This is a genomic window from Saliphagus sp. GCM10025334, from assembly GCF_042663485.1.
Classification (GTDB): domain Archaea; phylum Halobacteriota; class Halobacteria; order Halobacteriales; family Natrialbaceae; genus Natronosalvus.
In genome coordinates, this window is the sequence record NZ_JBHTAF010000006.1 from 1 (window position 1) to 25,827 (window position 25,827).

General features: G+C 55.5%; 23 protein-coding genes and 1 pseudogene. 18 read left to right on the forward strand and 6 right to left on the reverse strand.

Translation table 11 applies throughout. The features are described from left to right. The 4 genes from ACFQO4_RS18145 to ACFQO4_RS18160 all read left to right on the forward strand — a co-directional run. A partial coding sequence (locus ACFQO4_RS18145) for a VirB4 family type IV secretion system protein (RefSeq protein ID WP_500262264.1) occupies positions 1 to 1,334 on the forward strand: 1,334 nt, incomplete at its 5' end. Further along, entirely contained in the window at positions 1,327 to 5,538 is a 4,212-nt protein-coding gene (locus tag ACFQO4_RS18150) for an ATP-binding protein (protein WP_500262265.1), read from the forward strand. The genes ACFQO4_RS18145 and ACFQO4_RS18150, both read left to right, overlap by 8 nt. A 5-nt stretch (positions 5,539 to 5,543) precedes the next feature. Further along, a complete protein-coding gene (locus ACFQO4_RS18155; RefSeq protein WP_500262266.1) occupies positions 5,544 to 6,434 on the forward strand; it encodes a bifunctional DNA primase/polymerase in 891 nt (296 codons plus the stop codon). Then, positions 6,431 to 7,936 carry a primase-associated protein gene (locus ACFQO4_RS18160; RefSeq protein WP_500262267.1) on the forward strand — a complete coding sequence of 502 codons (1,506 nt, stop codon included), beginning with the start codon at positions 6,431 to 6,433 and terminating at the stop codon, positions 7,934 to 7,936. The genes ACFQO4_RS18155 and ACFQO4_RS18160 overlap by 4 nt, the downstream gene beginning before the upstream one ends. 1,065 nt (positions 7,937 to 9,001) lie before the next feature. Here ACFQO4_RS18160 and ACFQO4_RS18165 read toward each other — a convergent pair. Together ACFQO4_RS18165 and ACFQO4_RS18170 are read right to left on the reverse strand one after the other, a co-directional pair. Continuing rightward, complete coding sequence (locus ACFQO4_RS18165; RefSeq protein ID WP_500262268.1) at positions 9,002 to 9,262, reverse strand: DUF8139 family protein; 261 nt, start codon at positions 9,260 to 9,262, stop codon at positions 9,002 to 9,004. Positions 9,263 to 9,350: 88 nt separating this feature from the next. Further along, positions 9,351 to 9,614, reverse strand: coding sequence for a hypothetical protein (locus ACFQO4_RS18170; RefSeq protein WP_500262269.1), 264 nt, complete (start codon positions 9,612 to 9,614; stop codon positions 9,351 to 9,353). A 218-nt stretch (positions 9,615 to 9,832) separates the two neighbouring features. Here ACFQO4_RS18170 and ACFQO4_RS18175 point away from each other — a divergent pair, with 218 nt between their 5' ends. Together ACFQO4_RS18175 and ACFQO4_RS18180 are read left to right on the forward strand one after the other, a co-directional pair. Beyond that, positions 9,833 to 10,387, forward strand: coding sequence for a hypothetical protein (locus tag ACFQO4_RS18175; RefSeq protein ID WP_500262270.1), 555 nt, complete (start codon positions 9,833 to 9,835; stop codon positions 10,385 to 10,387). A 317-nt stretch (positions 10,388 to 10,704) separates the two neighbouring features. After that, positions 10,705 to 10,905 carry a hypothetical protein gene (locus ACFQO4_RS18180; protein WP_500262271.1) on the forward strand — a complete coding sequence of 67 codons (201 nt, stop codon included), beginning with the start codon at positions 10,705 to 10,707 and terminating at the stop codon, positions 10,903 to 10,905. A 144-nt stretch (positions 10,906 to 11,049) separates the two neighbouring features. Here ACFQO4_RS18180 and ACFQO4_RS18185 read toward each other — a convergent pair whose 3' ends face one another. After that, positions 11,050 to 11,775: a hypothetical protein gene (locus tag ACFQO4_RS18185; RefSeq protein ID WP_500262272.1), complete on the reverse strand. Its 726-nt coding sequence runs from the start codon at positions 11,773 to 11,775 to the stop codon at positions 11,050 to 11,052. 231 nt (positions 11,776 to 12,006) lie between these two features. After that, positions 12,007 to 12,233 (reverse strand): annotated as a pseudogene (locus tag ACFQO4_RS18190) (HVO_A0114 family putative DNA-binding protein); the annotation flags it as partial. A gap of 882 nt (positions 12,234 to 13,115) precedes the next feature. On the opposite strand from ACFQO4_RS18190, the gene ACFQO4_RS18195 reads away from it, so the two are divergent. Further along, positions 13,116 to 14,012 carry a DNA-binding protein gene (locus ACFQO4_RS18195; RefSeq protein WP_500262273.1) on the forward strand — a complete coding sequence of 299 codons (897 nt, stop codon included), beginning with the start codon at positions 13,116 to 13,118 and terminating at the stop codon, positions 14,010 to 14,012. Positions 14,013 to 14,161: 149 nt separating this feature from the next. After that, on the forward strand, positions 14,162 to 15,256 hold the full coding sequence (locus ACFQO4_RS18200; protein WP_500262274.1) for a DUF4238 domain-containing protein: 1,095 nt from the start codon (positions 14,162 to 14,164) through the stop codon (positions 15,254 to 15,256). A 376-nt stretch (positions 15,257 to 15,632) separates the two neighbouring features. Here ACFQO4_RS18200 and ACFQO4_RS18205 read toward each other — a convergent pair whose 3' ends face one another. Both ACFQO4_RS18205 and ACFQO4_RS18210 read right to left on the reverse strand, forming a co-directional pair. After that, the gene (locus ACFQO4_RS18205; RefSeq protein ID WP_500262275.1) at positions 15,633 to 16,223 is read right to left on the reverse strand and encodes a hypothetical protein; all 591 of its coding nucleotides are present in this window, start codon (positions 16,221 to 16,223) and stop codon (positions 15,633 to 15,635) included. A gap of 439 nt (positions 16,224 to 16,662) precedes the next feature. Then, on the reverse strand, positions 16,663 to 17,163 hold the full coding sequence (locus ACFQO4_RS18210; RefSeq protein ID WP_500262276.1) for a hypothetical protein: 501 nt from the start codon (positions 17,161 to 17,163) through the stop codon (positions 16,663 to 16,665). A 260-nt stretch (positions 17,164 to 17,423) separates the two neighbouring features. Here ACFQO4_RS18210 and ACFQO4_RS18215 point away from each other — a divergent pair, with 260 nt between their 5' ends. The 10 genes from ACFQO4_RS18215 to ACFQO4_RS18260 all read left to right on the forward strand — a co-directional run bounded on the left by ACFQO4_RS18215 (position 17,424) and on the right by ACFQO4_RS18260 (position 25,787). Further along, a complete protein-coding gene (locus ACFQO4_RS18215; RefSeq protein WP_500262277.1) occupies positions 17,424 to 18,227 on the forward strand; it encodes a hypothetical protein in 804 nt (267 codons plus the stop codon). After that, complete coding sequence (locus tag ACFQO4_RS18220) at positions 18,220 to 18,747, forward strand: hypothetical protein (protein WP_500262278.1); 528 nt, start codon at positions 18,220 to 18,222, stop codon at positions 18,745 to 18,747. Before ACFQO4_RS18215 ends, ACFQO4_RS18220 begins: the two co-directional genes overlap by 8 nt. A gap of 1 nt (position 18,748) precedes the next feature. After that, on the forward strand, positions 18,749 to 19,675 hold the full coding sequence (locus tag ACFQO4_RS18225) for a hypothetical protein (RefSeq protein WP_500262279.1): 927 nt from the start codon (positions 18,749 to 18,751) through the stop codon (positions 19,673 to 19,675). Continuing rightward, positions 19,668 to 21,701 (forward strand): ATP-binding protein, encoded by a 2,034-nt coding sequence (locus ACFQO4_RS18230; protein WP_500262280.1) that lies wholly within the window; start codon positions 19,668 to 19,670, stop codon positions 21,699 to 21,701. The genes ACFQO4_RS18225 and ACFQO4_RS18230 overlap by 8 nt, the downstream gene beginning before the upstream one ends. A gap of 205 nt (positions 21,702 to 21,906) precedes the next feature. Beyond that, entirely contained in the window at positions 21,907 to 22,833 is a 927-nt protein-coding gene (locus ACFQO4_RS18235) for a transcription initiation factor IIB (protein ID WP_500262281.1), read from the forward strand. 88 nt (positions 22,834 to 22,921) lie between these two features. Next, entirely contained in the window at positions 22,922 to 23,800 is an 879-nt protein-coding gene (locus ACFQO4_RS18240) for a biosurfactant protein 1 (protein ID WP_500262430.1), read from the forward strand. Between the two features lie 516 nt (positions 23,801 to 24,316). Next, complete coding sequence (locus ACFQO4_RS18245; protein WP_500262282.1) at positions 24,317 to 24,589, forward strand: PadR family transcriptional regulator; 273 nt, start codon at positions 24,317 to 24,319, stop codon at positions 24,587 to 24,589. Positions 24,590 to 24,854: 265 nt separating this feature from the next. Further along, positions 24,855 to 25,103 carry a HalOD1 output domain-containing protein gene (locus ACFQO4_RS18250; protein WP_500262283.1) on the forward strand — a complete coding sequence of 83 codons (249 nt, stop codon included), beginning with the start codon at positions 24,855 to 24,857 and terminating at the stop codon, positions 25,101 to 25,103. Between the two features lie 109 nt (positions 25,104 to 25,212). After that, complete coding sequence (locus ACFQO4_RS18255) at positions 25,213 to 25,434, forward strand: DUF8129 domain-containing protein (RefSeq protein ID WP_500262284.1); 222 nt, start codon at positions 25,213 to 25,215, stop codon at positions 25,432 to 25,434. A 53-nt stretch (positions 25,435 to 25,487) separates the two neighbouring features. After that, positions 25,488 to 25,787, forward strand: coding sequence for a hypothetical protein (locus tag ACFQO4_RS18260; RefSeq protein WP_500262285.1), 300 nt, complete (start codon positions 25,488 to 25,490; stop codon positions 25,785 to 25,787). Positions 25,788 to 25,827: the final 40 nt, after the last annotated feature.

A 25,827-nucleotide genomic window follows, 5' to 3' on the forward strand; every position in this document is an offset into this window, starting at 1 on the left:
GGCTCTCGTCGTATTCGAAAGCGATTGCGGGGAAGATGGGATCGGGGAAGACGTTCGCGGAGAAGCACGAGATGTACCATCGCCTGATGATGGATCCCGAGATCGAAATGCTCGTCCTCGATCCGCTGGGGGACTTCGTCGACTTTGCGAACGACCTCGGCGGGCAGGTCATCCGTTTTGGTGGCCAGAATACGGTCAATCCCCTCGAAATCCGGCGCGGCATCGACGACGTCGCGGACGACCCGTTCAAGAAGAAGTTCCGTTCGGTGATGGAGCTATTCCGTACCCACTTCTCGGCAGTCGCCGATCAATCGCTGAGCAAGGAACAGGAGGGGATTCTTCGCCGGGCTGTTCGGCTTGCCTATCTCAAATACGGAATTACCCCCAACCCGGCGACCCACGAGAATACGAGTCCGACGATACAGGACGTCCTCGAGATCCTGCACGCACTCACAGACGGTGACCAGCCGTCGGAGTTTCTCGAGCTTCACGAGGATGCGGACGAGGAGCGCGTTCGGCCGGAGATCGAACAGTTCGAGACGCGGTTCAGAGAAGCCGACGAGAAGTACGCCTACCAGCTCCTCCTCGGACTCGAGGCGTTCCAGCACGGCGGCGAGAACGACAATTTGAACGGTCGCACGAACGTCGAACTCGACAATCGGCTGGTCGTCATCGACATGTCGATGTTCGCCGACACCGGGCAGGCGCCGCTGTTCATGCATGTGATGTTCGACTGGATCTATCAACGCGCCCAGAGCAGCGACCGACGAACGCAGGTCACCATTGACGAGGCTCACTATCTACTGCGGCGGGCCGCGACGACGGACATGATCGACCTGTTCATCCGCCACAGTCGTCACTTCAACACGGCGATCACGCTCATCTCACAGACGGTCGATGAGTTCATCGCGAAGTCGGACAAGAAGTCCGAGGAAGCCGTCGAGAAGGCGCGAAACGTCTACAACCTCTGTGATATCAAGCAGATCTTCCACCACGAGTCGGTTAGCGACGCGATGATCGACTTCCACGGCCTTACGCCCTCCGAACAGAACTTCATCGCTACTGCGCAGACCGGCGAGGATGGCGGCTACTCGGAGTGTTTGCTCGCTGTCAACGACTGGACGAAATCACTCGCCCTCCACGTGAACGACTACGAGATCCACGTCCTCGACGACGACCTCGACCCGTGGGAGTATCTCGTCGGTCAGCGGTACATCGACGCCGGCGACGTCCAGTATCTCGCCCAGGAAGGGCGTGTCGACGACTACGAGATCCCGGACTCGTTGCTCGAGGAAGCCGGTATATCAACAGCACCACAAGAGGCCGATGACTGAGCAACGTCGCTATATTCGCATTGAGCCGTCGCGGGAACGTGTCGACCCATCTGATATCGTCTCTCGGCTGGCAGGCTTGCGAAAACTCCGTACGGGATGGAAAATCAAATACGACCCCCGGAAGAGTCCACCGGCGTTCGAATTTCTGGTGCTCACGCAGGGGAACGACGCGCCGGTCCGGTTCTATCTCGGCGTCGAAGACGAGGAACTGCTCCCCACGCTCGAGTCCGAGCTGCAGACTGCCTATCCAGCGAGCTACGATATCTACGAGGAAGCCGTCGATCTCCGAACCGAACTCGCCAACTACGGGGGTCGCGGTGCTGGGAACGACCCGGACGAAAGTGCTGAGGGAGGAGAGACGGCTATCGGCGATGGGGGCGACGTCTCACTCTCCGATTGGACGCCGCTCGCTGCCCACTGGAGCGGCGTCGGTGAGCGAAGTCGCGACTGGATGACACCGATCAAGCAGTATTCCCACGCCCAAGAGGAGGCCACTCAGTCGGGCAACCCGGCACGAGCACCACTTGCGGCGGCCGTCGAACGGCTCACGGAAGCCACGGCACCCACCGCGTTGCAAGTCTTGTTTACCCGATATAGCAGCTGGCAGCGAGCGGCTGAAGCCCGGAAAAAGCAGATCGAGACCAAACACGATGGTGCCCTCCAGTCTGCTCGAACGAGTCTCGCCGATATGGTGTACGGCGCCGATCAGGAGCGAATACGCGATCGTCGACGTGGTCGTGACCCGCCTCACGTCGGTGAGAGTACTCGACAGACGTCGAGTGCGGCCAGCGGGGAGGTCGCATCCAGACAGGCGCTCATCGACCAGAAAGGGCCTTCCCAGACGTTCCTCGTGAACCTCCGGGCTGTCACCGTCCTCCCTGAGGACCCGGAGGACGCAACGAGAGCGCAGACGGCAAACAACGTTGAAACGCTCGCGAACGCGTTCAACCATCTCGACGGCTACTTCTACCACCTCGACGGCAGCCGTGTCTCGAAGAGCCTGACGAACATTTGGGATCCCGCTCAAAAGGAGTTGAGCCGACTGCTGAACCGATCGTTCAACCAGTCCTGGATGGGGAAGCGCCGCCCCCAGCTCGTATTGAACGCGGACGAACTCGCAAATTTTGTGGCGGTTCCGAGCGGCCAGACGCTGACCACTGAGGGATCACGTGGTGCCCGTGGCAAGGAAAGACTGCGGCAACCGCTTCCATTACCAGATCCGGATCACCTCGAGGAGTTCACCGGTCCAGGTATGGCAGTTGGGAAGCCCCTCCGGAATCGGGGTGAAACCCTGGACGAGCCGATTCGTATTCCGTCAGACCTGCTGACGACGAGCTACATTCGGGCAGCGTCGACAGGGAGCGGGAAGTCGACAGCCGTACAGGCCGAGATGCTCTCCCTTCACGAGTACGTCGACGGCCCCACTGTTCTTCTCGACGGAAAGGGTGACGGGATGGCCGAGAACTATCTTCGCATCCACTACGCGAAATACGGGCGTCTGGACGATGTCTACTACTTCAACGCGCCAGAGATGCTGCCGGCCGTCTCGTTTTTCGATATTCGACCGGCGCTCGCGATGGGGCGAACTCGTGAGGACGCCGTCCAGGATAAGGTCGAGCACTTCCACGAGATCATGCGACTCATTCTTGGCGAGGAACGTCATGAGAACGCGTACGTCGCCAACGAGATCCTCACGTTCCTCATCAAGGCGCTGTTCGACCAGGAGTACGGCCAGGACGCGTTCAGCCTCGAGGACCTGATCCAGGCGGTCTTCCGGATGAGCCGGGATAAGACGGTGCCCGAGCTCTGTGAAGCGAACGCACACATCGAACAGTCGCTGATCCAGAAGTGCCAGGTGGACGAGCGCCAGTTCCAGCAGACCATGGGCGCGGCGGCGAATCGCCTCGACAAACTCGTCGAGCACGAGCACCTCTATCAGATGTTTACTCACGTCCCTCGGTGGGACTCCGACACCGAGGCGTACGTCGGGAACGCATTCGACTTTCGTGAATTCCTCGACGAGGATGCCGTCATTCTGCTCGATCTGGGGGAGTTCCGGGCTGAATCCCAGCACGCCCTAACGATGATCCTGTTGAGCAATCTCTGGGACGCCGTGCAAGGTCGTCGTGGTGGCGGGCGATCGTTGAACGGTGGTGGTCGTCAGCGCGGAGGTGGCGACGATACGATTGTGAATATGATCATCGAGGAGGCCGCAGCGATCGCGACGTCCTCGCTGGTCTACGAGCAGTTCATCCCACAGGGGCGAGCGTTCGGCGTAAGTCTCGGCCTGGTTCTCCAGTATCCCGAACAGGTGGCGCAGTACAGTACGTCGGATCGGCCGTACACGGAGATCTTGAACAACGTCAAGACGAAGCTCATCGGGAATATCGCGACCGATGCGAAGCTCGCCGAATCGATGGCCCACGAGAATCTCAGTCCATCCGAGTTCCGCAATCGCGTGAGTCGTCTGCCAGCCGGTGAGTGGATCGCCCAACTACCGAGTCCCCGATTTGGACAGACAGGCCCAGTACCGTTCTCGCTCGCGTCGCTGCCGATTCCAGAGGGGCACCCAGAGAGCGATGCATCGCTGTCGGGTGACGACCGGCATCTCTTCGAGGAACAGCAGATCCCTCGAGTGATGTGGCGAACCCAGGAAGAGTGCAGTCTACCGGGCCGGACGAGTCAGTTTACTCACGAGGAGGTTCGAGAGACCCTCAACGAAGTTGGCGAGGACGCCGCAGGGGATGTAGCACTCTCGAGCGGGAGCAAAGCGTCCGCTGAAGCCACCGACGGTACTAATCCACCGGATGCACCGTTCTTCGGCGCTAGTAGCGTGAGCGGCGCCACAGACACTTTTGTGGACGGTGAGACAGCGAGCACAGCGGACGAATCCGACACTTCATCGGGTAGCGAGCGAGCTATTGGGAGCGCACCCACGTTCGGTGTTACTACAGAAGAGTCAAAGGAAGCCAAGGGAAGCCCACAGCCCTCGGCTGGGGAAAGAGAAGCGTCAAAACATCAGGAGAGTCGAAACGGCTCTTCGGACCACCAGGCCACGGACAACGACGAAGAGACAACGGATTCGTCGGAAACGATAGGTGGCAATTCACTGCTCGAGAACGTGAGCTACGATGCGGACACAGAGGGTTACATCTGTGATGTCTGTGGATCCGAGTATACCGCGTCCGAGGAGCGGAAGGCCAGCGCATGTTGCCAATTCGCGTCCAAAGACGACGTGTTCGTTGCCGCCAAACGCGCTCGTTCTACCGCTTCGACATCCAGTGAACTCTTCACTCGACTTGGGGCCATCACTGAACACGCTGAATCGTACGGCATCGAAGTGACGATCCAGGACTTCGCGTCCCTCGATGAATCTCCGGACGAGTCTGTTACTGCTCTCAGCAGTGAGTCAGAGAACCCACCAGAACCGGAGGAGAGCCAGAGTTCAGATACGTCACACTCGACCCGATTCAAGGATGCAACGACGACCATCCCGGATGAGACACTCCGCGAAGAAGGCATCACACGCGATGAGGCCGCCTTTCTCGGGCTCGTACTGGATGCGATGAACCGCCAACTCGAGGAGTATTCACTGCTGGAGAGCATGACTGTGCTCGAAGAGCCCTTCTCCAATCTCGATGTTGAGGCGCTCAAAGAGAAGGAGTTCATCGAAGAACACCGCTCGTTTTGGCAGACGTACTATACGGTCCTCCCCGCCGGGCGTCAGTTCCTCGATCGGTCGCTTGATACCAGCCCAGGTATCGGCGATCTCGGTGAGAAAACGCCCCACAAGGCTGGCGTCGCTTTCCTCGAGGCGTGGCTCACACAACAGGAGGACGTTGCTCGAACGGCCATTTACTATCACCACACGGAAGATATCGTGTTTGACGTTGCAGGGTTCGACACCGAGGATGAACTTGTCTGGGTAGGGGAAGTCGAAACACCGAGTAACAATACTGGCGCTCTGCTCACCGATTACGAGAAGCTGGCGAGCGTCGACGCAGCTGCTGCCTGGGCGTGTGAAGATAAGGAACTCCTTCTGGAGGTCATCGAGACGCTCACAGACACCGACGCAGTCGACATCTCGCTGACGTCAACCCAAACCCGGACGATTAGCTCGCTTCGCGCCGCAATCACCGATCCCGATCTGCCGGGAATGGACTCCCTCCACACGTTCCGGAGCCTAAAAACGGAGGTCGACTAGGGACCATGACTGAAGAATGGCGAGAAGCGACCCGCGAGGAACTCCACACTTACTACACAGAGACGTTTCCGGACCAACTCGACTCACTCCCCTCGTTCCTGACAGCCAGTGGCCCGAAGCAGTACGCTATCGCCTTCCGCGAGGCATACCCGACCCAAAAGCAGAACGCTCCCGATCGAACCTTTATCCGCCGCGATACCTGGCAAACCAGCAGGTCCGGTGATCGAACCAGCCAGCAGTTCGATTCACGAGCGAACCTCGTCAAATTCATCCAGTACCCCGCCCGCTACGACCCCGCGCAGGGCAGCGACTACGCACTCGCTGATCCTGACCTGGTAGAGCAACCGGAGCCACGCCCCGATGCCGTCTATTACGCACTCGATCACTGGGAGCGGCCGTGGGTACTCGCGGTCGATATCGACGCAAAAGACATCGCATCACAGCGCGCTTCCCATGAAACCACTGGTGAGACTGGTGGTGCCGAGACTGAACAGCTTCGAGCTGCGGGTGTCCTCGACAGTCCACCTGTGGGCTATCCATACGCGTTCGAGGATATCGAGCAAGCTCTCGAGTACGGCTTTGCAGTCCAGGATATCTTCGAGGACGACTTCGCGGCTGAGGAGACGATGGTCGTCTACTCGGGACAGGGCTGTCACGTCTACCTGCTCGATGCGGACCACGATCATCGCTACGACGAGCAAAGCCGCGAAGTCATCAACGACCTGCTCCTCGACGAGTACGGGATCCCTATCGATCCAGTGGTCACGGCTGACCGGCGCCGGGTGATGCGGCTGCCGTACTCGCTACATGCCGATATCTCGCGTGTCGTCCAGCCTATCAACGATCCGGGATTCGATTTCCGAACCGAGGCGACGCCTAATTTCCTTCAACTATGAGCCGAGAGACACCAGTGGACGACGAATACACGGCCTATCGAGTCGCGGCCCTCCCACGAGACGAGGGCGAGTCCCAGCTCACGCAGTTGTTCGAGCGTGGGTATCAGCGGTGGATGGTCGATGGCGAGCAACAGACGGAGAAGCTGCTTGCCGACATCGAGCGATTCACCACCGGTGCGTTCACGCCGAGCACGCGAGAGGAGGCAGCCGAGCGTCCCTACGTAGACGATCCGGGAGTGCTGGCTGTTCTTACGACGCTCGGGGCGGTCTGCATCATGGACCATCCGAAACTTGAGGATACGCCGCCCCGTCATCTCGCGCTCCTCAGTGACCTTCGCGAACTCTACGTCAACAATATCGGATCGCTCGTTCGCGAGTACGAGGACTGGTCGCTCCACCAGGAGATCGCCGAAACCCTCTACGCGAAAGCACCCGGCGAAGACGGCGTCCATCCGGGCCGAGTCTGTACAGATATCACAACCAACCCCAAGTTCGGCGAAGGATACTATCTCGAAATACCGCTTGTCGCCGCCTCACGAAAGTGTCTGGCCCGTACGGATGGCGACGAGGGGGAACAAGGCGAGATTCAGGCCCACGTCGCGGACAACAATCTGTATGTTCCCGTCTCGGATCTCATGGCGAAGTACCGCGAGTACGCCAAAGACGCGTTTGGACGTCTACTCGCAGTTCAAGAGGAGACGTTAACAGCGGAACAGCGAAGCTGGCTCACTGCGAACGAGTCCGCAATCAGTGAGCGCATCGACCGCTTATTCCAAGCCGGACAAACCCACCGCGTGTGGGAGAACTGGAGCCGACAAAAGCGTGACCTCTTGACGATCATCAACGCAGTGACCGCTGCAGACGACAACGTTGTCGAACTCGGTGAGACACAAACTGCACGCGACCTCTACAAGGCGGTTGACGCGTACGACCCGGACCGAACGTGGGAGCGACAGGTCTGTGAATCCATTTCCTCAGCGCGAAGTCTCGGTGCGGTTCTCTCGCGGAACCGCGATCACGCGAGCGTCACCGTCGAGAACGCACGCTTGAATCGGTATACGCTTACCGACTACAGCGACGGTGCTCAACTGCTCCACATCGATAAGCTCGAAGACCTATTCGAGTTGCCCTGTATGGCAGCGATGGACGAGCGCCTCCAGGAGAAGAAACCCGTCCGGAAGGATCTGTTCAATCTGGTGCGGATGGCGTGGTGGCTCCCCCAGTACCGGGACGCGAGTATGGCGGAATTCATCAGCGACGTGAAAAACTTGTTCTCGCGGTGGACCTGGTACGACGACGAGGTGACCGAGTACCAGATTCGGTACGAACTCGACAACGATATCGGCGGCGAAATCCCCCTCCCGATGAACTGTATGAATGATGATATGCAACGGTACTGCATCGGGCGTGACCAGTGTCCCTACTCGATCTATGGAAGTCTTCCCTTCCCCGACCAGATGTACGAACAGATCGATGACCACGGAGAGTACCCGACCCAGTAGCGGACCTAGACGAGCAAACACGGTCATTATTGGCAATTCGAGTATGTATTCATCTCCCGATCTTTCGAGAACATTCAGCACTGCGGTTTGCAAATACGAATGAGAGCTTCTCCGTGAGTAATTGGGCAGTCTTAGCGGTTCCGATCCCTCGTTATTCATTTATCGGAGGAACCACTTTCATGTAGGATAAGTAACTTTATTCGCCTACTTCCTCTATTTGCCAGGATTTAGCTGGTAACGGCCGTCACGCGTTGCATATATCAACTCGAGGTCTAAGACTCGCTTTCATATAACAAATAGCGCTCTCAAACCAGCCCTTAGCTATCCTATGCAATTCTGTATCCGTTAAATCGGAATTCACACCTCGAAAATCGTCCAAAGAAAGGGTGGGGTACGAGGTGTGAATCCAGGGTGTTGTGAGGAGGGATTTATGGAGGGGCAGAGCACAGAAGGAAATTAGAGAACTATCAGCTGTGGATAATACAGGGAACGGCGTAATCGGGTGGTGAGTTAGAGGGAGGCAGGTGAAGATTTACGAGCTGGAGATACGCAGTCAGATGAGGAATGCCCAGTGGCAATTGAAGACCTGTTCAGCGTGATCTGGTATTTCAGACTACGTATGAATCCAGGAAGAAAACTAGAGATTCCCACCGAGTAGTTGGGGTGTTGACCGACAGTGCGACAGGAGTGGCGAACAATTGACGAGTCCATTGAGACGGCGCATTCTTCGAGTCTAATGTTAATCTATCTGCAGAGCTAGAACACAGGGACGGGTCCACGAATCTGTTGTTCGCACCGATGATGCGGCACGGAACATCCTCAACCTACTCAACTCCTGCACGGAGGTATCGCCGTCTGGAACTCAGTTGCGGCCATGTCGAGGTCGATCATCTCTCACCACCCATGTCACCGGCAACAAACCGAAGTCATGCCGCTCCTGTTGAAGAACACGTTCTGGGTAAAACCCATCTGACAACTGCGAACCACTTCCCAAAGCTGATGACTGACGCTACTGATTAGCAGAGTCGCCTCAATACTGAATGAGTGGAGGATAGGTCCAGGAAACTACTGATCGCCCTCAACTGGGACTAAATCGTGATGACGAAACGAGAGAGGGAGTTCTTCGTTTGTTGCTACGTTACAAAGCGTATATGAGTATGCATCTGTAGTTCGACCAGTTTCCTCACCAAGACTGTCAACTACAACTCCAACGACTTCACATCTGGTACCATGATACCGATCATCAGGATCGTCAGGACTGAGATAAATTTGGACGTTATCTCCGACAGAGTACGGATCATTCGGCGGTTGGGGGATGTTTTCCATTGTGCGACCTTTGGACTTACCAGCCGTATCAGTCCATCGCTATGTTAGTAAGTGTAGTGAGCAGTAAATCCCAGACCGCAACCAGAAGTTAGTTTTCCGGCTCTGTCACACGGAGTTCATCGTCAACCTCGTAGAAGTAGCCTCGTTCGAGTAGCCGGCTGAGCGCATAGTTCGCGTCTTCAGGTTCAAGGGCCAGTTCATCGGTTCTCAGAAGGACCTCAAGTGCTTGTTCTCGAGGGATCGACTGTACGTCTTCCTGATCGTCCGAATTGAGACTGTGCGTACAAAGGACGTCGTACACATCAAGAATCCACTCCGAAAGTGGCGATCGTGGATCGGTACTGTCGTTCATCTCGTCTTTGTATCTGTCTTTTTCGTATCGAGTCGCTTAAGGATATCTCCTTGAGTGAATAGAACCGGCTTCACGGGCAACTGACGGACTCGAAGAGCGCTTTCGAATGAGTGACTTCCGTTCCAGTCAGCCCTTGTTCTCCCTATCGATCACCGGTCCGGAACTCGTTTTTTGCGCCTGAAGGGTGAGGCGCAACTCAGTGTGCCTCGAGATCACTAATGAGTACAGATCAGCCACTCCAGAGCGAATCGCATCGAGACGACCAATCCCAGACGAGTGATCGAGATCGCAGCTACCCAGGTGACGTTGCCCGTATCAATGGACACGAACTCGTCGCTATTGACGAGTGGCTTCCCGGCGCCGAACCTTCTCCATATGAGATCGACCTCACAGAGGGGTCCGAATACCGCACACGCTACTGGCGGTGCAGAAAATGCGGGCAAGAACGCAACCGTCGAGACGAATTCACTCGCCCCTGTGCGGACCCACAGCCACCGACTCCACTCGAGGCAGGTGGCTACTCGATCGACGAACCGCGAACCCGTCGCGCATTGAGCGAGGAGATGGACGTTCGTTTCGCCAGCGTGGGCGCAACCTACGAGGTCGTCAGCGAGAGCGGGAACACCTATACAGTCGACGTCGAGTCGGAGACGTGTACTTGTCCGGACCGTGAACAGCGCCAGCCCGTCGATGGCTGTAAGCATCTCCGCCGTGTCGACCTCGAGATTCGGACTGGGATCTCCCCAGCTCCGGATGGGACGTTCAATCGATGACTGTGAGGTGACCTGGTCGTTCGCTCGAGACAGTTTATCGCCCCCGGAAAGGGTGCGGGGGCTCGACTGAAGTCGCCCGCTGACATCCATGCGAGCAAGCAACGTAGCACCAGCATCGCCAGACGCTGCGACGACCCGGTTCCTCAAGCGAGGGATCGCCAGATGACCAGGTGTACCGAGTGTCGAGTACCAACCTGTACGAGACGCACCCGTGATCAGGCCGGATACGCCGGCTGGTTCTGTTCGGACAGCTGTGAAGTCCGGTACGAGCATCTGCGGGCAGACGCTCGAGACGCAGTTCGGGAGGACGCGTACTGATGCTCGAGCAAATCGACCACCGTGGCAAACGCTTCACGATCGAAGACGACGACGTTGACGACGAACGAGTAATCGAACGCCGTTGGCGGGCAGCTGCCCTCGAACGACAGGCCCAGCGAGAACGCCGCGAACTCGAGCGGGCGAAAGCGGTCGCTGGGCCTGCCGAGGCGAATCCCGACGTCGAAGTACTCGACCGATGACGTCCTCAAATCACCTCCATGATACCCTATGCAACTCTGTATCGGTTAAATCAGAATTCACATCTCAATAACTAGCCAAAGGAGGAGAGGGTACGTAGGGTGAACCACACGAATCTACGGCTTCTCTTGCGCATTGATTTAGCTTCAATCCCGCTCACGGCGGTGGCGCCGACAGAATTGACACTCATCGTCAAGGACTACATTTGAACTACGCCGTGTAATCCGATCACTTTCATGAGCGATCTTAATTGGATGGCGAGAAGGAACGACGGAGCCGTGAATGGCATGACATTCTGGGTTAGTATGATAGACTTGTGCACCCGTTGAGTACACGTAGTATTTCAATTCATTGACTCTATTTATATTTGGTGTTGACTCTACGATTTCACGAGCTATCATCATCAAATCCTCTAAATTAGTGATTGATATTTCATCAAGATTGGTGCCCTCGACATCGGCTTCCACTGTGACTGGTTCGTCAAACAATTCGGTAGCGGCGCTGTCCTTGGTCTCAGTATTCTCATCTGTAGTTGTAACGGCATCGTCTTCGCCGGTATCAAGGTGATTGATGCCCCCTATCGAGTTTTCTCGACGTTTGTGAGCCACACGCCTCGCCTCGTGCAAGTGTTGTTCTGCCGAAGATAGATGATCGACCGTCGGTTTGTGATCCTCAATTGTAGAAATTTGATTAATGGCTTGGAGCGTCGCGATTACTCTCCTGAGTTCCGTCTCTACGTAGGCCAATTCTAATAGTGCCTGGTTTGCAATGTCGTCGGTAGCCCCCATATTAGAGCCGTGAATTGGATTATTGTTCCAATTGTTGACTCCTCCATCTTCCTTAGCGTCATCGTCTCTGTTATCGTTTGACATGGACCTTTCCAGGGGGTAGACCATGAACACTGTGAAAGAATTTGTCCTCAATTTCGGAGAGCACGGAACCAGTGACCCGACATAACAGCGTATTTACGCCAATTAATTCATGAATGTCTTGATAGACTCTCACTTTCTTTAGATAGTTCTCTCGGTAGTACCGGGTGATTGCAGGCCCCCTGCTCCTATCGATCGTCCGATCTCGGAGTTTTTCAGATTTTGACTTCAAGCAACGAGTCGGGCAGCCTCGCGCATACTCGTCAAATTCTGTTCTGCGATAGCCTGAATCAATCCGAGACGAAGCGGTGTGAGGTTCGCAACGAGATTATCATAGGTTCCAAACTGGAGGATCACTCATTACCTTCTTTTGTAACTCCATCTTCTGTATCCGCGACGAACTGCAGCATGTACTTACGAAGCTGTTCTCGATTGCCGACCGTACTGTGTAGCGTGGTTATGATATGGGATGCTGATTGTGTCTCAGTAGGGTCGAATTGGACCGCCATCGACTGTGTCCCAGTACTCATTTGTACTGGCCCAGAATTCGGCGAGCAATGTCCTATTCCAGGGGATGAGCGTTATATCCTCCACCTCATCGACGATCTACTCGAGTAGCCCGATCCCCGGTGAGTGCGTACACTGGACGCTCTGGGCCTATGATTCGATATCAGCCCACAAGCGATAGTCGTCATCATTTCGAAAGCCCTCGGCCGCTCGGCATCCCGCGACCCACGCTGCGCGCCTCGTGCCTGTGGTACTTACGGGGTCGGGGGACGACCGAGACGGCCTCGCCCTTTCTGAGTCCACCAGGGCGGTGGTTGGTTCGCCGAGCGATGAAGCCGATTGACCAGTGTACGTACCGGCCCGCCCCGCTCGCCGCTGCCGCCCTCCGCGTCGCTCGCGACCGACCATTCCGGGCTGCCTGCCTGCAGTAGCGGGCGGGCTGCCGGGCTAAAATGAATCTGGTCTCGACGCCAGCATTAAGCGCGTTTTCGGTTGCGCCCCTCGCGGGCTTTCGCGTTCCAGCGCTTTGGGCCGTTCCGCGCGGCGAGCCACACTGCGACTCGCCGTGCTCACGACCGTCGCCCTGGACACGGACCCGCAGTCCGGGCCGGACGCGAGAAACGGCTTAAAGCTGGCCGCTCGCTCCGGGCGGGTCGGCGCGCGGTGCTGGTTGGGTGACCTTCCTTTGGCGCTCTCGCTCGCGCCCCAGGGGGCGCTCACGAAGGCGCGAGCGAGAGCGCGTAGATGGTTCTGTCGGGCGTTGTCGTCGGAGAACCGCGATGTTGCAGCATCGCGGTGTCGGGCGCGTGAGCGCCTTCAGGAGCTAGTGAACTCCAATGTCAAGTAAGAACGTTACCAGTCAAGTAGTTTCGGTCGATGAACAGGCTTTCAAAAAGGCGGACGAAGCGGCGGTCGATGAAGAGGGCTTCGAGGTCGTCGATGAGACCCCGGAGTTCCAGGCGACGGTGCAGATGGAGGTGCAGGCAAAGGTCGATGCAAATCACCCGGACGGGATGGTCGACACCAGTGAAGAGCGGATCTACGGTGCGACCCTCGAACAGGAAGAGCGCATTCGGGCGCGGGAGGCTGAACTGGAGCGCATCAGTGCCAAGGCAGAGATGGGGACGCAAGAAGGTCGGGAAAAGCGGACGCGAGATATCGCAGCGAAACGGAGCGCTGAGCGGCGTGCAGAGTTCCAGAAGCGGGCGGCAAGCGTGGACCCGTGGGCAGACCCGGAGAGAAACGATCCTCGTGCAGAACTCAGGCAGGAGCAGTTGGCGGCGGTGAACAAGGAATCGATGCGGCTGGCGGAGAAGCTGGATGGCTGGTCGCGAGCAGCGATCAGTCGGCGGCTGGGTGAAGCCGTAGTCAGTGGGAAAGACCTGACGAGTGCAGTCGTCGGGGTGTTCAAGGAGTTGCAGACGGCGCCGGGACAGGTAGTTCCCATCGGGATGCTCGAGGACGTCAATCGCAAAGAGGTGAGCATCGAAGGTACTGTGACGCAGTTGTGGGAACCTTCCAGTCCGAGCATCGCTCAAGTGGGGCTCATCGAGGACGAGAGCGGTCGTACAAAACTGACGAGCTGGAAGGCATCGGATGCTCCGTGGATCGAAGAGGGCGAGCGCGTGCGGATTCACGGGGCGGCGAAGAACTGGTATAACGGGCGCGTCTCGGTAGCCGACACTGGCTGGTCGACCCTGCACTTCCCAGAACGCGGTCGGTGGTGGGAATAGGCAGTCGTCGCACCCTTCTTTTTTGCTACGTGCCGGACCGACCCAAGCCCCTCCTCCCCACCCTCCGCTCCGTGCTCGCTTCGCTGCGCGCGCAGCCACAACCTCAAGAATCGCAAGTGTACATTAGCGGTGGCGAGCACGAGCCGAGTATGCTAGTCTCTCGCTCGAAGTCTTTTTGCCGTATAGATGGCATCTTTTCTCTACTTAGAACAGCAATGGTGAATGAACACTACGTGCAGCAGTCCTATCTGCGGTTATTTGCCCCAGAGAATGAGGGTGTGGTTTCCAGGTATTCATTGGTGGAGAAACACGGCGGGGGCGGCTACTTCGACCCGATAGAACGGTACTCGATCGAGAACGCAGCTTCCACGGAAGGCTACGCTGACGAGCTGCTGGAAGGTGGAGTGACGAGTAAGGCTGAGAAGGCGATCATCAACACGTTCCGGAAAGTGGATGACAACCAAAGTTTGTCGAAGGAAGATATCGCCAACCTCTCCCAATTCGTCTCATTCCAGCGGGATCGATCCCCGGCGTCGAAAATGCACCACAGAATGTTGGAGGAACTATTCAGGGCGGTGAACTACGAGGTGGAGGACTACTGGGAAGGCGTCATGCATATGGATGGGAACGAGCGTTATACCGGATTCCAGCACCTAGGTTGGAAGGTTGTTGAGAATCAGACCCAGCTACCGTTCTTCACCTCCGACGTACCAGTCTTTGTTTATCAGAACGAGTTCCCGGAAGACGAGGGGGAAGGTTTCCAATTTGATGGTAAGCAGATTTTCTGCCCGATTACCCCGGACAAGCTGTTGGTATTGTTGGACCCGAGTATGTTCAAAGTGGACCCCCAGTACCCGGAGACAGAGATCGACACGGTTGGGGTGAAGGACCGCCGGGAAGTCTGGAAATACAACCTGCTCCAAGGAATAGGCGCCTTCCAAGAGATCTTCGGTCCAGTCGGTGCGGGCAAAAAGCTACAGCAGATGATTGAGGTCATGTGTCGACATTTCCCCGACGAGGACTACATTCGGGGCCACAGGTGGAGCACGAAGCGTATCCAACAGGCGCAGAGGCAGGGTATTCAGAAGTCACACCAGCGTCCACATCAAAATACGATACCACCAGAAGACAAGCGGATCATCTTCTCCTGTAAGAAGGCAACTGAGGCACGCTGGCTGTACGACCACAAAATATCGCTCATCAACGACTTGAGGCTGGAAGAGCCTATCCCAGACTACTGGTAGCAACTGGTTCCCGGGGGCGGCAGAGGGCTTTTGGTCACAGACAGAGAATATCACGATAATGAACCAGGACGTAGGTGACGCGATCGAAACCCTGGTTTTCGGTCCGTTCATAGCACTGTGTATTGGCGCCCTGTTCTACATGGTGGCGCAGATCTATCTAATCCTAAAGCCGATGGGAGCGAGTGGTCCTTTCGCAGGTGCCTACAACGCTCTCGGTGCCTCGTTGTCTGCCAGCTACAGTCTTATTCAGTTAGCGTCAAGCATCGAGACCTGGGTTGCCGTCGTAGTTATCCTGTGGGCAGTCTACAGTTTCTTCTCTAGTCTCGGTGGGGCCGGAAATCGTGGTTTTAGCCGACGATAGAAAATCCCAGGAGTGCTATTCAAGGCGATCTCGGTACACGTAGACTCCGATTCCTGTTCCAAGGGTGAAGATGGCTACTGATAGGGGGTAGATAGAATCAGCCTCAAGGGTTGCCAGTAGCTGGAAAGAGAAACCGCAGAGGAGAATCAGAAGTCCATAGAGACGAAGCTGAGCGGTTTGGGGCCGTTCTCTTGCGGAGATTGCATCGAAGACCTCCTCGACGTCGTAGAAGTCAGTTTCTTCCCAGCCCCCGTCCTCTTGATATCGGGCTTCGACGTACCGTTTCCCCCAGCTGAACTCTTCATGTTCGTATGTTTCCACCGACTGGTTTCCGCTGAGGGAATTGACCTGGATTTCGGCGTATTCTTGGCCGTCATTGTTCGCGCCAAACTCGGCTACCGGGTTGATGTCGGATAGGATTCCCTGTAGTGCTTCAAATCCGGTGTCGCCTTCTTGCGTTCCTATCAGTATCATCCGTTCGCGGGCCTCTCTTAATGCGCCAGGAGAGAGTTTAGAGAACAGTGTTCGTGCGTCAGGTATGGCAATTAGACCGGCTCCAAGGATGTCAAAGCCAAGCCCGATTGCAGTGACGATGGGTTGAGGCATAAGAAAGTCCACGGATTGACCGCCTGATATAGGTATAACATGGCGAGTTCGTCTGTTACCACAGCCCGACTCCTTATTTTCTAAATGCGAGCTTGCCGAAGACGGTACAAGTCAGGAACGGTGCTCGAAGGTATTATGGGGTACAGTCAATTAGTCAGAAGTATCGGAAGTCACGAAATGGTCAGCAGGGTCGCGTGGCAGGGCTGAGGTTCGACTCCTCAGAGGCGTATGCCACACATGGCAGTACCCGAGGACCCGACCCGGTAACCAAGATTCTGACCATGACAGGAACAAACGCCCTCGCGTCGATTATCGCAGGTACAGTTCTGACGACTTCCGCACCCACGATGGCGGTTATCATCGTGGCGCTGTTCGCATTCAGCGTTATCATGATGCGGACGCCTTCTCTCGGGGCAACTGCTTGAGTCACATCTCCACTCTATGTGCCGCCGAGTCCTCGCTTCCGTGCGATCCAGAAGATAAGTGCTTCCGGCGGATACTGGATTCGGATACGGATCTTGCGGAGGAGTCCGACTTCGGATTCTTCTTTGACTTCCTCCAGAACAGACCTGTATTGTGAGATTTCGATTTTAGAGATAGCGAATAGCTCAGCTAGGGTTTCGTCGATCCAGCAAACCAAAGTGAAGGGGATGATGGCTCCCAGAGAGACCCCGAGTGCGACTGCTGTGTAGACAGGAATCATCACAATGGACGGTGCAGATTCGACTGCTTCCAGCAGGATGCTCGGTGATGCTATCATACCTGCGATGAGGAGTAGTCCCGAGCTCAGGTAGATCGCCCAAAACAGGGTTCTTCCTATTGAACCCACTTGGTCGTGTCCGACCTCGTGGAGGAAGACGTAGTCAACGACATCTTTTGAGAAATCGTCTTTTGCTTGTTCGTTCATCAACAGGGTTCCAAGGGGAGTGTAGTCCCCCATTCGCTTGCTGTCGTTGCGGAACCAGTATACTGTCCGTGTGATTCCTCCCGCGGTGTATTCGCTTGTGTTAGTTACTCCGCCACGAATTTTCGCGTAGTAGTGAGTCAACTCAGACTGAATTTGACCGAACACGGCTACAGAGAACCCTCTTTCCAGCATATACAAGAACCTGATATTTAAACAAACTGACGGAGGAATCAGTCATAGCTATTCTTTCCAACGGGTTAATGACAGGCGGGTACATCATCTACTGCTGAAAAATGTCTGATAACCGGTTTTCTCTTTTTCTGGACTGCTTCACATTTGGCGGTCCGCCTCGACGTATCTTCTACGCTGTTATCTTAGAAGGTGTGTTTCTTCTCGGCCTTTTCAGCTTCACCTCGGAGGGATTACTGGATACCAGTGTCGTGCCACGGTTTACGGAGGTACTCACTGTTGCCGCCGTCGTAACCGGTCTCGGCGCGTATCTCATATCACGGAGTGCTGCCAAGGACTCGTTCTCCTCCATTCTACACACGGATTTTGTCCCTGGTCTTATCGCAGCAGGCTATCTGTTCCTCGGTGAATTGGCGACTGGGATCGGGTTTTTGCTCCATACCTGGGTTTACCAGACGCCGCTACCCCCGACCAACCAGGAGATCTGGGTCGGTCTTTGCATCGGTGTTATCTTCGGATTCTCGATTCTGTTCTACTTCGACCGTTACGAGATCGACGCTCCAGATGACTACTACCAGCTTGAGAAGGCCTCTGAGGATCTAATAGAGGCCAAGGAGTTCCTGGAGAAAACCGAGCTACCACCTATCGACTTGACCGGGAGATACAAAGCACTGGAAAACTCGATGCAAGAGACTGCGGACGTGTTGAAGAAGGCGGAGACCCGGGACGGGGCAAGGTTGGCTCAGGATGTTGAGGCTTGTTTGGATGATTTCCGTGGTCGACCAGAGCCATCGAAGCATCTGATCGCCGGGAGTTCGGAATCCCCAGAGCAGCAAGAATTAAAAGATCGGAGACAGGAGTTCCAGTCAGTAGTTAAACGAGTTAAGAGGATAGCCAATTATGGATGAACCTGTGGATGTCGAGTTTGTCTGGCCTCATACGGAGATGGTTCTGTTTTTGGTAGACTCAGATACCTGCTTTGGCGAACCGGTAGGCGACATCATGGAAGAGGTCATAGATTGTGAGCACGTAAACGGCGAAGGTCGACACATCGATAATGACCTCTCGGCCGACACTCAACGGTTGCCCAAAGCCAGTATCGAGAGAGACAAGGAAATCATCCCTAACAGCTTGATCCTGGTTCACTGTGACCTGGTTATTGGAACTAAGATGGAGGACTATCTCAATGGAACAACAATTCCTAAAGCCTCCCGCATAGTAGCCATTGTAGACGATTCAGAGCACTCGAACCCGGGACAAAAACTCGATATGATTCAGCGTCCTATTGAAAGAGCTTCATCGAAGGAAGAAATCATGGATGAGGCCAGGGACTACTTCAGGACGATCTGCCCGGAGTGCAGCGGCCTACCTGCTCGTTCCTGGGTTTTCAAATGGTGCGAAGGTGCCTACCACAGGGTGGAGAATTAGCATGGCTCGCCACGAAAAAGCCTTGCTCAGAGTGTCGCAGTGGTTGAATCTTTCGCGTTCGGAGCGGCAGGAGTTCGTTGATACCGCTCAGAGGATTTCATCTCGGCAGGAAGCTGCGTTCAGCCAGTACGATGAGGAGTATTTAGAGCACCTGAAGCAGGATGTCTTCACTCACGAGGAGGTACTCAGCTACCTGGAGGAGGTTGGCATCGGGGAAGACGTCGTCCAGGACTTCAGTTCCGGAGAGATTCCTTTCGACGAGGTCTACCAGAGCTGGAATGAGATTCGGTACTCGGTTAACGAGATTCTGGATCTAACGATGCTGCTTAAACTGGTTCACTCTTGCTCGGAAAACCCGGAAACCCTTTCTCAAGGGATTGACAGCCGGTACAAGTTCCAGAAACTGGTCTACCTAGTGAACCAAGAGCTCGCAGACCAGAACCGGATGGACCGTGACACTGCGCCATACGATCACGGCAAGTTGGAGAAAACCGGATTCCGCTACACATACCGGATGCGGAGCTCCGGACCTTTCGCCAAGACATTGGAAGAGGATAAACGCCGGCTCTACGCCTCCAATCTAATTGATGAGGAGGTGATGGCGAAGGTGGAGACACCGGAGATAAACGAGGAGAACTGCCGGTACCGGATCACACTGGGACGGTCGGGTGAAGTGGTGATGGACCGTTTCGCTTCCCAGCTTGAATTATTGGAGACAGAGGTCTTGTCGGACTGGGAGGATGCAATTGACCACGTCGTCCTCCAGTTCGGTCACATGACCGTGGAAGAACTCCACGAATACATCATGGACTTGGACCCGGTCAAGGAAGCAGAGGACCGGGACCTGCTGCTAAGAGGAAGACGAGTGAAGTATGATTCTGAACCCTGGATCACGATTTCTGCTGGAGGAGAGATAGGCCATGTCTGAACCCAGAATTAAGGAAGAAGTCCGACAGTCGATACGGGAAGATGAGGGAATCGACGACGAGTACGTAGACGAGTTCATCGGCCTATTGGACGCCAAGTACCGGGACCTCGAGTTTGACGATGAGCTGGTCTCCTTGACACGGATGGATATTGAAGGGTTCAAAGTCATCGATGAGTTGGACGTTTCCATTTCTGACCGGGCCACCATCATTCACGGACGAAACTCGAAAGGGAAGAGCAGCTTCATTGAGGCCACCCGGTTCAACCTTTTCGGCAGAGACAATGACGATCCATTGATCACGAGACCGATCAACCGGAACTACAAGAAGCTGAAAACCGACGGGTACTGGCGGAAGGGCCGCCGCAACTACCTAGTCCACCGGGAGATGGAGCGGAATCAGAGCTATGAAGGCCACAATAAGCCCAACGTCATCGAAAATCCGGAGGACAGTGAACACAGCGAGGCGGAACAGCGCACCCAGTCAGAAGTCGACGACCTAATCGGAATCACACCACTGTATGAGCAGGGTTTCGACCGGTTCAACATATTCTCCTTGTTCAGCATTATCTCCGGCGATCTCCGCAGCTTCTATGGTTGGGACGAGGCCACGGATCTGATTGATCTGCTGTTCGGTATCAAGCTCACCAAGGTGGATAGGGCGATACGCAGTGAACTTGAGGAGTGCAAGTTGGAGGACGAGGAACAGGAAGCGAAGACCCGGTTGCTGGAGTACAAGCAGCGGGCTAAACGGATCAATGACGAAATCCAGGAACTGCGGCAGGAGCAGGAACAGGTAGAGGACCAGCTTTCCGAGAAGGTAGAAAGACGGGAGGAACTTGACCGGCTTCTCGATAAGAGCGAGGCAGACTCAGCTCTCTCCGAGAAAATCGATTTGAAGGATGAGATATCGGATACTCAGTCTCGTCTCCAAGAGAAGGAGGACGAGTTCCGGAGTGTGAAGCAGGAGATCTCTAAGTTGAAGGATGAGACCGCAACCGACGAGATTGCCCCTGCTTTACAGGAAATTCAGCAGCTGATCTCGCTGCCGAACCGGTGTCCGGTCTGCACCCGGGATGTTGATCCGGAGCAGCAGCAACGTTTCAACGACCACGGCGACTGTCCACTCTGTGGAAAGGATGTTCCGGACGACCGTTACGAAACGGTGTCTGAGGTTGACGAGGAAGGCGAGGTAATGGAGCGGGAGAAAAGGCAGGAAGAGCTGGAAGAATTGGAGAGCCGGCAGAGGACACTGGAGGGTGAGATCGAGTTCTTGGAAGAGGAACTGGAGGAGAAGAGAGACCAGCTTGAAACCCTAAAATTGCGGGAGGAGCAGTCTGGCTTTGCAGAGTACAAGCGTGAGAAGGAGAAGATAGAGCAGGAAATCGAAAATTTGCGGGACAAGAACACTTCTCTTGAGCTCAGTATTGACGCAAAGAAGGGCACGTTGCATGGTGTTGCCCGGCAGGTATGGGAGTGGAGCCAAATTGACGAGGAAAGACAGAGGAAAGAGCAGCGGATGGATGCGTTGGAGTCCTATCAAAGCATTATATCCGAGGAGCGGAAGAAAGCCCGTCGACGGTTGAAGAACAGGCTGGAAGAACGGATGGAATCCCTCTTGGACGTCTTCACACGCGGCACCTTTGCCAATGCCACCGGTGTCCGCTTCGACAGAGGCGATTCGTACAGCTACACGATCCACCGGACAGACAACACACAGAAATCGCCAGGACTGTTGGGACAGACTGATGCAGAGCTCCTTCTGCATATGCTGCTTTTCCACACTACGGTTTTGGCAGAGTTAGAGGAGGAGCGCGAGACGGTTCCGCTCAAACTGCTGCTGATTGACTCGCCGTACGGGAATGGTCCGGACGATGAGAACGCAGCAGACGTTACGGACTTCTTGTTGGAGCTTCCTGAAATTCTGGAAAGCTACCAACTGATTGTGGCGATGGCGGATTCAAACCTGACCGGCCGGGACAAGCTGGAGGAGTCCTACGCCTTGGAGCCGGTTGAGCAACATATCTGAAAAGTTGATGCCCGTATGGGCATGCATAGGAGAAACGGCCTCGGCGCTCATGGTGCCCTTCATTACGTTTTCGAGGACTACGACACCGTAATTCAATCCCGCCAAATCCCTCAGTAGATGCGGCAGTCCTGCACAGAGTCTTTCGTCCCCTCAATGGGTGAGGGGCTCACCGTACTGGTGGGTTCCCCGTAACACGATGAGAACAATGGCAACCAGAGACATCTACGAAACGGGCTTCGACGAGGACGTCCAGACAAACTCCAGCACGAACCTATGTCCGGAGTGCGATGGCCGGGTCACTACCAACTCGGTCGAAACTATCTGTGAAGACTGTGGACTCGTTATTGACGAACAACGAATTGACCACGGTCCTGAATGGAGAACTCACGATCAGGACCAGCGAAAGCGGACGGGTGCTCCGCTGACTGCGGCACGTCATGACCGCGGACTGTCGACGGAAATCGGTCGCAGGATTGATGCGAACGGGAACGAGCTCTCCGGGAAAAAGCGCCAGCGGCTAGCCCGAATGCGGCGTGAGCAGTCTCGTGGGCGGTTCCAGTCGAAAGCCGAGCGAAATCTCGCACAGGGCCTGGGTGAAGTCCGACGAATCGCGAGCACTCTCGAGTTCACAGAGTCGGTTCGCAACCAGGCGTGTCACCTATTCCGGAGCGCTCAAACTGAAGACCTGCTTCGAGGCCGATCAATCGAGGCGATGGCGGCAGCGAGCGTTTACGGAATCTGCCGCTGTAACGGTCTCTTACGAACACTCGAGGACATCGCTGATGCGGCACGAGTCAAACAGTCGAGAGTCAAGAATGCCTACAAGACGGTGAACAGAGAACTCGGACTCCCGGCCCAGCCCGTTCGTCCGAGCAAATTCGTTCCCCGACTTGCGTCGGAACTCGACGTCTCTGAATCCATTCGACAGCGAGCTCGACGGTTGGCCGAAGAAGCTGAATCGACAGGTGCCACAACGGGCGTCCAGCCATCAGGATTTGCAGCGGCCTGTCTCTACAAAGCCGGACGCGACGAAGGCCGGTGGCTGACACAGACGGAGGTCGCGGAGTCTGCGAACGTCACGACTCCGACCATCCGGTCGCATCAAGACACACTGACTGAACTGGTCCTCTGAAGCGTCTGACTCGAAACGCCCAATCCGCCTCAGGTGTGGGGCTGATGTTTAAAAGTGAAGACGAACGAACATGCTGGTAGACGTCCCTATGCCCGACCGTTACGCTGACCTCGAGGAACTCCGACCGCTTGGCGAGGCGACGCAGATTCCCGACGATGAACTCGCTAGAGACGGTCGTTGCGAGCCCTTTCGAGACCAAACTGAGGAGACACTCGTGGGGTATCCAAACGACCCAGTCCCACCAGCGAGTGAGTGTGCTTCCTGTGGCGCGTCGAGCCCTGCCAGCCAGACCAAGTGCCGGTTCTGTCTCAGTAATCATCTTGGAGGGTCCACCGACAAGCAGCCCGCAGACCTCGAGTGGACACTCCTTCACGTCGTCCATCTGCTCGTCGAGGCCTCGACCGACTATCACGCCCTCGCGAAGGGTGCTGCGGCAGCCGCCCTCCTTGCGAAGCCCGACAGGGATCCAGCCGTCGACGACTGCCAGCTGATCTACGATTTCGACGACGCGCCTGCGGCGCAGCTGATCGACCAGTGGCCTTCCCTTCCCGAAGCTGTACGAACTACCTCCGAACGTGGTGAGCAGCTGCTTTCGGTAGCTCGGAAGCGGACAACCTGGGCTGAGATGACGCCGGCGTCAAGTAGGGAAGCACACGCAACGTATCTGTACGACGAGGAAGGACACGGCGTTCGTGGCGAAGCTCGACTTACAGCCCTACTTGACAGTGCCGAGAACGATGTCTGGTTAGTACCAGCGATTGCACTCCAGCGTTCCGTCGACGAGCACTCCGTGGATCGCCACCCCAGCGTTCCCTCGAGAACACGTCTTGAATGTCGCACGTGCGGTCGAAAGACTGTGCATCAGTTTCAGGAGTTCGAATCTTTCCCAGATGAGACGTGGTCTGGCCAGCCGATATGGGAGTGCCAGGGATGTCAGTCACCTCGCCACGGATCAAATCCCCAGTAGGACACTCAGCTGAACATCATATTAACCAACGCAGACACAGAAGCTGTTGGTTAAGTCAGGTGCAGGGCTTTGGCGGGAGACATCAGCGTATCCGTTTCGTTATTCTGCGCTAGTCGACGAGAGCATGCATAATGACCCACGAGACACATCAAGACCCCGACTGCGTCGCGGCGAAGCAACCACGAGACGCTATAATCGAACAACAGTACACGACCAAACCGAACGATGAGAACTGTTAGAAGCACTGCTTGCTCTTGCGGCGAGGACTGCGAAATAGAGCCCTCTGAAGACAGGCAGAATCGATCGACATAACCAGAGCCGAATTCCCTTTAAAGGATGAGTTTTGAAGCTAATGCCTACATTGTGATATCGCAGCCGGTGAATACGCAGTGAAGTGATGGGAGTGTGATGTACAGGTAAGCCTACCGAACACATACTGAGAGCGGCAACCAGTTCCCCCTACTAATTCATACGCCGGATATAACAATCATGTCATCTGTTGGACTGTCCCTTGACATGGACGACCTCACAGGGTTCCAACGAGACCTCCTATACGTCATTGCCGGTGCCGATCAACCGTCCGGCCAAGATGTCAAAGAAGGGGTGGAGCAGTACTACAGCGCCGACATCAACCATGGACGGCTGTACCCTAACCTCGATACGATAGTCAACAAGGAGTTAGTCGAAAAGGGTAAGCTAGACCGGAGGACGAATTACTACGCGATCACGGAACCCGGAGAGCGAGCAATTGATGAAAGACGAGAGTGGGAATCACAGTACGTCGATTAGCTGACGGACACCTCATAGTAGGTTGTGTACTTCACGAGATCACATCCCTGGAGTCCATCTACGACTGAACGATCGACAGAACCGTCAGCAGATTATGAGACTATCGTCCATCGGAGAAAAAGCAACAACTGAACAAATCGAGATAGCGGATCACTTTCGAAGATCACGTACCAACACCACTCAAAGTGATTTACTCCAAGACCAATGATTGCTGGTAACAATATGATCGAAAAGTATTACCAAGATGGTGTGTCATAGAGTGCCAATGACTCAGTCTCTTGCGAGCGAGAGCAATGAGATACACGAACAGATCATAGACGAAGTAGCAGCTCTTGAGGATAGGGACCCGCTAGAGCTTCCTCCACTCTATGACGCCGTCGAACCTGACGCACTGGAGTCGATTTTTTCACCAACCGTTGGTGGGAATACCCGAGTTGGCCGAGTAGAATTCCCATACGCAGATCACACTATTATTGCAGAGTTTGAGGAAGAACCAGTTGTTAGAATCGAATGAGAACAAGTGAAGCTTCGACGCTATAGGTAGCCGTCACTGAAATCGAACTGCACAAGAAGTAACCTGGCCGCTGTTTATCGTCGCCTCCAGAGAGCGGAGGCGAACACAAGTGGCTAACTCGTCAGATTCATCCATCGAATCAGGTACTCTCACACCGGAACAGCGTCTCGAACCGCCAAACACCCGACTCATCAACGCTTGTATCGCGACGATTCACGACATGAAGACGCTACGGGCGTGCGTCGCCTACGAAAACGCAAACCAGCAGCGCGTCCAGATTCTCCGTCAGCTCGAAAATCAGGCTAGCGAGATCCGCTCAGAAGATACCTGAATGGATGCTCGCGGGCTGTTTGTCGGCGCCGCCATGGGTGGAGGCCCAATGGAATGAGTAATCGACCCGAGATCAAGATTCAGCGACAGACCGCGTTCGGAGACGATGGCCATCTCGAGGTAACCGAGACGAGCGTCGAGACCTCGCTCGAGGACTTCGGCGTAGATGTCGATCATCGCGATCGGGATTCAAGACTCGATCGCCCCGAAGCCAGTGAGTTCGGCGTCGATGACCGGCCGGAAGTAGAGCAAGTATCCGAGAAAGATCAGTCCACGCTCTTCGCAGATACGGACGCCGACCAGCAGACGCTCACAGGTGACGAAGCAGCAATGCAGTGCCTGTTCGAGGATTAACCAACAACCGCTCTCCGTCTCTATTCTTGTTGGTTAATTT

Excerpts from the sequence above, each read along its gene's own strand:
- ACFQO4_RS18150 (WP_500262265.1), top strand. The coding sequence starts at position 1,327 with ATGACTGAGCAACGTCGCTATATTCGCATTGAGCCGTCGCGGGAACGT.
- ACFQO4_RS18155 (WP_500262266.1), top strand. The coding sequence starts at position 5,544 with ATGACTGAAGAATGGCGAGAAGCGACCCGCGAGGAACTCCACACTTAC.
- ACFQO4_RS18160 (WP_500262267.1), top strand. The coding sequence starts at position 6,431 with ATGAGCCGAGAGACACCAGTGGACGACGAATACACGGCCTATCGAGTC.
- ACFQO4_RS18165 (WP_500262268.1), bottom strand. The coding sequence starts at position 9,262 with ATGGAAAACATCCCCCAACCGCCGAATGATCCGTACTCTGTCGGAGAT.
- ACFQO4_RS18170 (WP_500262269.1), bottom strand. The coding sequence starts at position 9,614 with ATGAACGACAGTACCGATCCACGATCGCCACTTTCGGAGTGGATTCTT.
- ACFQO4_RS18175 (WP_500262270.1), top strand. The coding sequence starts at position 9,833 with ATGAGTACAGATCAGCCACTCCAGAGCGAATCGCATCGAGACGACCAA.
- ACFQO4_RS18180 (WP_500262271.1), top strand. The coding sequence starts at position 10,705 with ATGCTCGAGCAAATCGACCACCGTGGCAAACGCTTCACGATCGAAGAC.
- ACFQO4_RS18185 (WP_500262272.1), bottom strand. The coding sequence starts at position 11,775 with ATGTCAAACGATAACAGAGACGATGACGCTAAGGAAGATGGAGGAGTC.
- ACFQO4_RS18195 (WP_500262273.1), top strand. The coding sequence starts at position 13,116 with ATGTCAAGTAAGAACGTTACCAGTCAAGTAGTTTCGGTCGATGAACAG.
- ACFQO4_RS18200 (WP_500262274.1), top strand. The coding sequence starts at position 14,162 with ATGCTAGTCTCTCGCTCGAAGTCTTTTTGCCGTATAGATGGCATCTTT.
- ACFQO4_RS18205 (WP_500262275.1), bottom strand. The coding sequence starts at position 16,223 with ATGCCTCAACCCATCGTCACTGCAATCGGGCTTGGCTTTGACATCCTT.
- ACFQO4_RS18210 (WP_500262276.1), bottom strand. The coding sequence starts at position 17,163 with ATGGGGGACTACACTCCCCTTGGAACCCTGTTGATGAACGAACAAGCA.
- ACFQO4_RS18215 (WP_500262277.1), top strand. The coding sequence starts at position 17,424 with ATGTCTGATAACCGGTTTTCTCTTTTTCTGGACTGCTTCACATTTGGC.
- ACFQO4_RS18220 (WP_500262278.1), top strand. The coding sequence starts at position 18,220 with ATGGATGAACCTGTGGATGTCGAGTTTGTCTGGCCTCATACGGAGATG.
- ACFQO4_RS18225 (WP_500262279.1), top strand. The coding sequence starts at position 18,749 with ATGGCTCGCCACGAAAAAGCCTTGCTCAGAGTGTCGCAGTGGTTGAAT.
- ACFQO4_RS18230 (WP_500262280.1), top strand. The coding sequence starts at position 19,668 with ATGTCTGAACCCAGAATTAAGGAAGAAGTCCGACAGTCGATACGGGAA.
- ACFQO4_RS18235 (WP_500262281.1), top strand. The coding sequence starts at position 21,907 with ATGGCAACCAGAGACATCTACGAAACGGGCTTCGACGAGGACGTCCAG.
- ACFQO4_RS18240 (WP_500262430.1), top strand. The coding sequence starts at position 22,922 with ATGCCCGACCGTTACGCTGACCTCGAGGAACTCCGACCGCTTGGCGAG.
- ACFQO4_RS18245 (WP_500262282.1), top strand. The coding sequence starts at position 24,317 with ATGGACGACCTCACAGGGTTCCAACGAGACCTCCTATACGTCATTGCC.
- ACFQO4_RS18250 (WP_500262283.1), top strand. The coding sequence starts at position 24,855 with ATGACTCAGTCTCTTGCGAGCGAGAGCAATGAGATACACGAACAGATC.
- ACFQO4_RS18260 (WP_500262285.1), top strand. The coding sequence starts at position 25,488 with ATGAGTAATCGACCCGAGATCAAGATTCAGCGACAGACCGCGTTCGGA.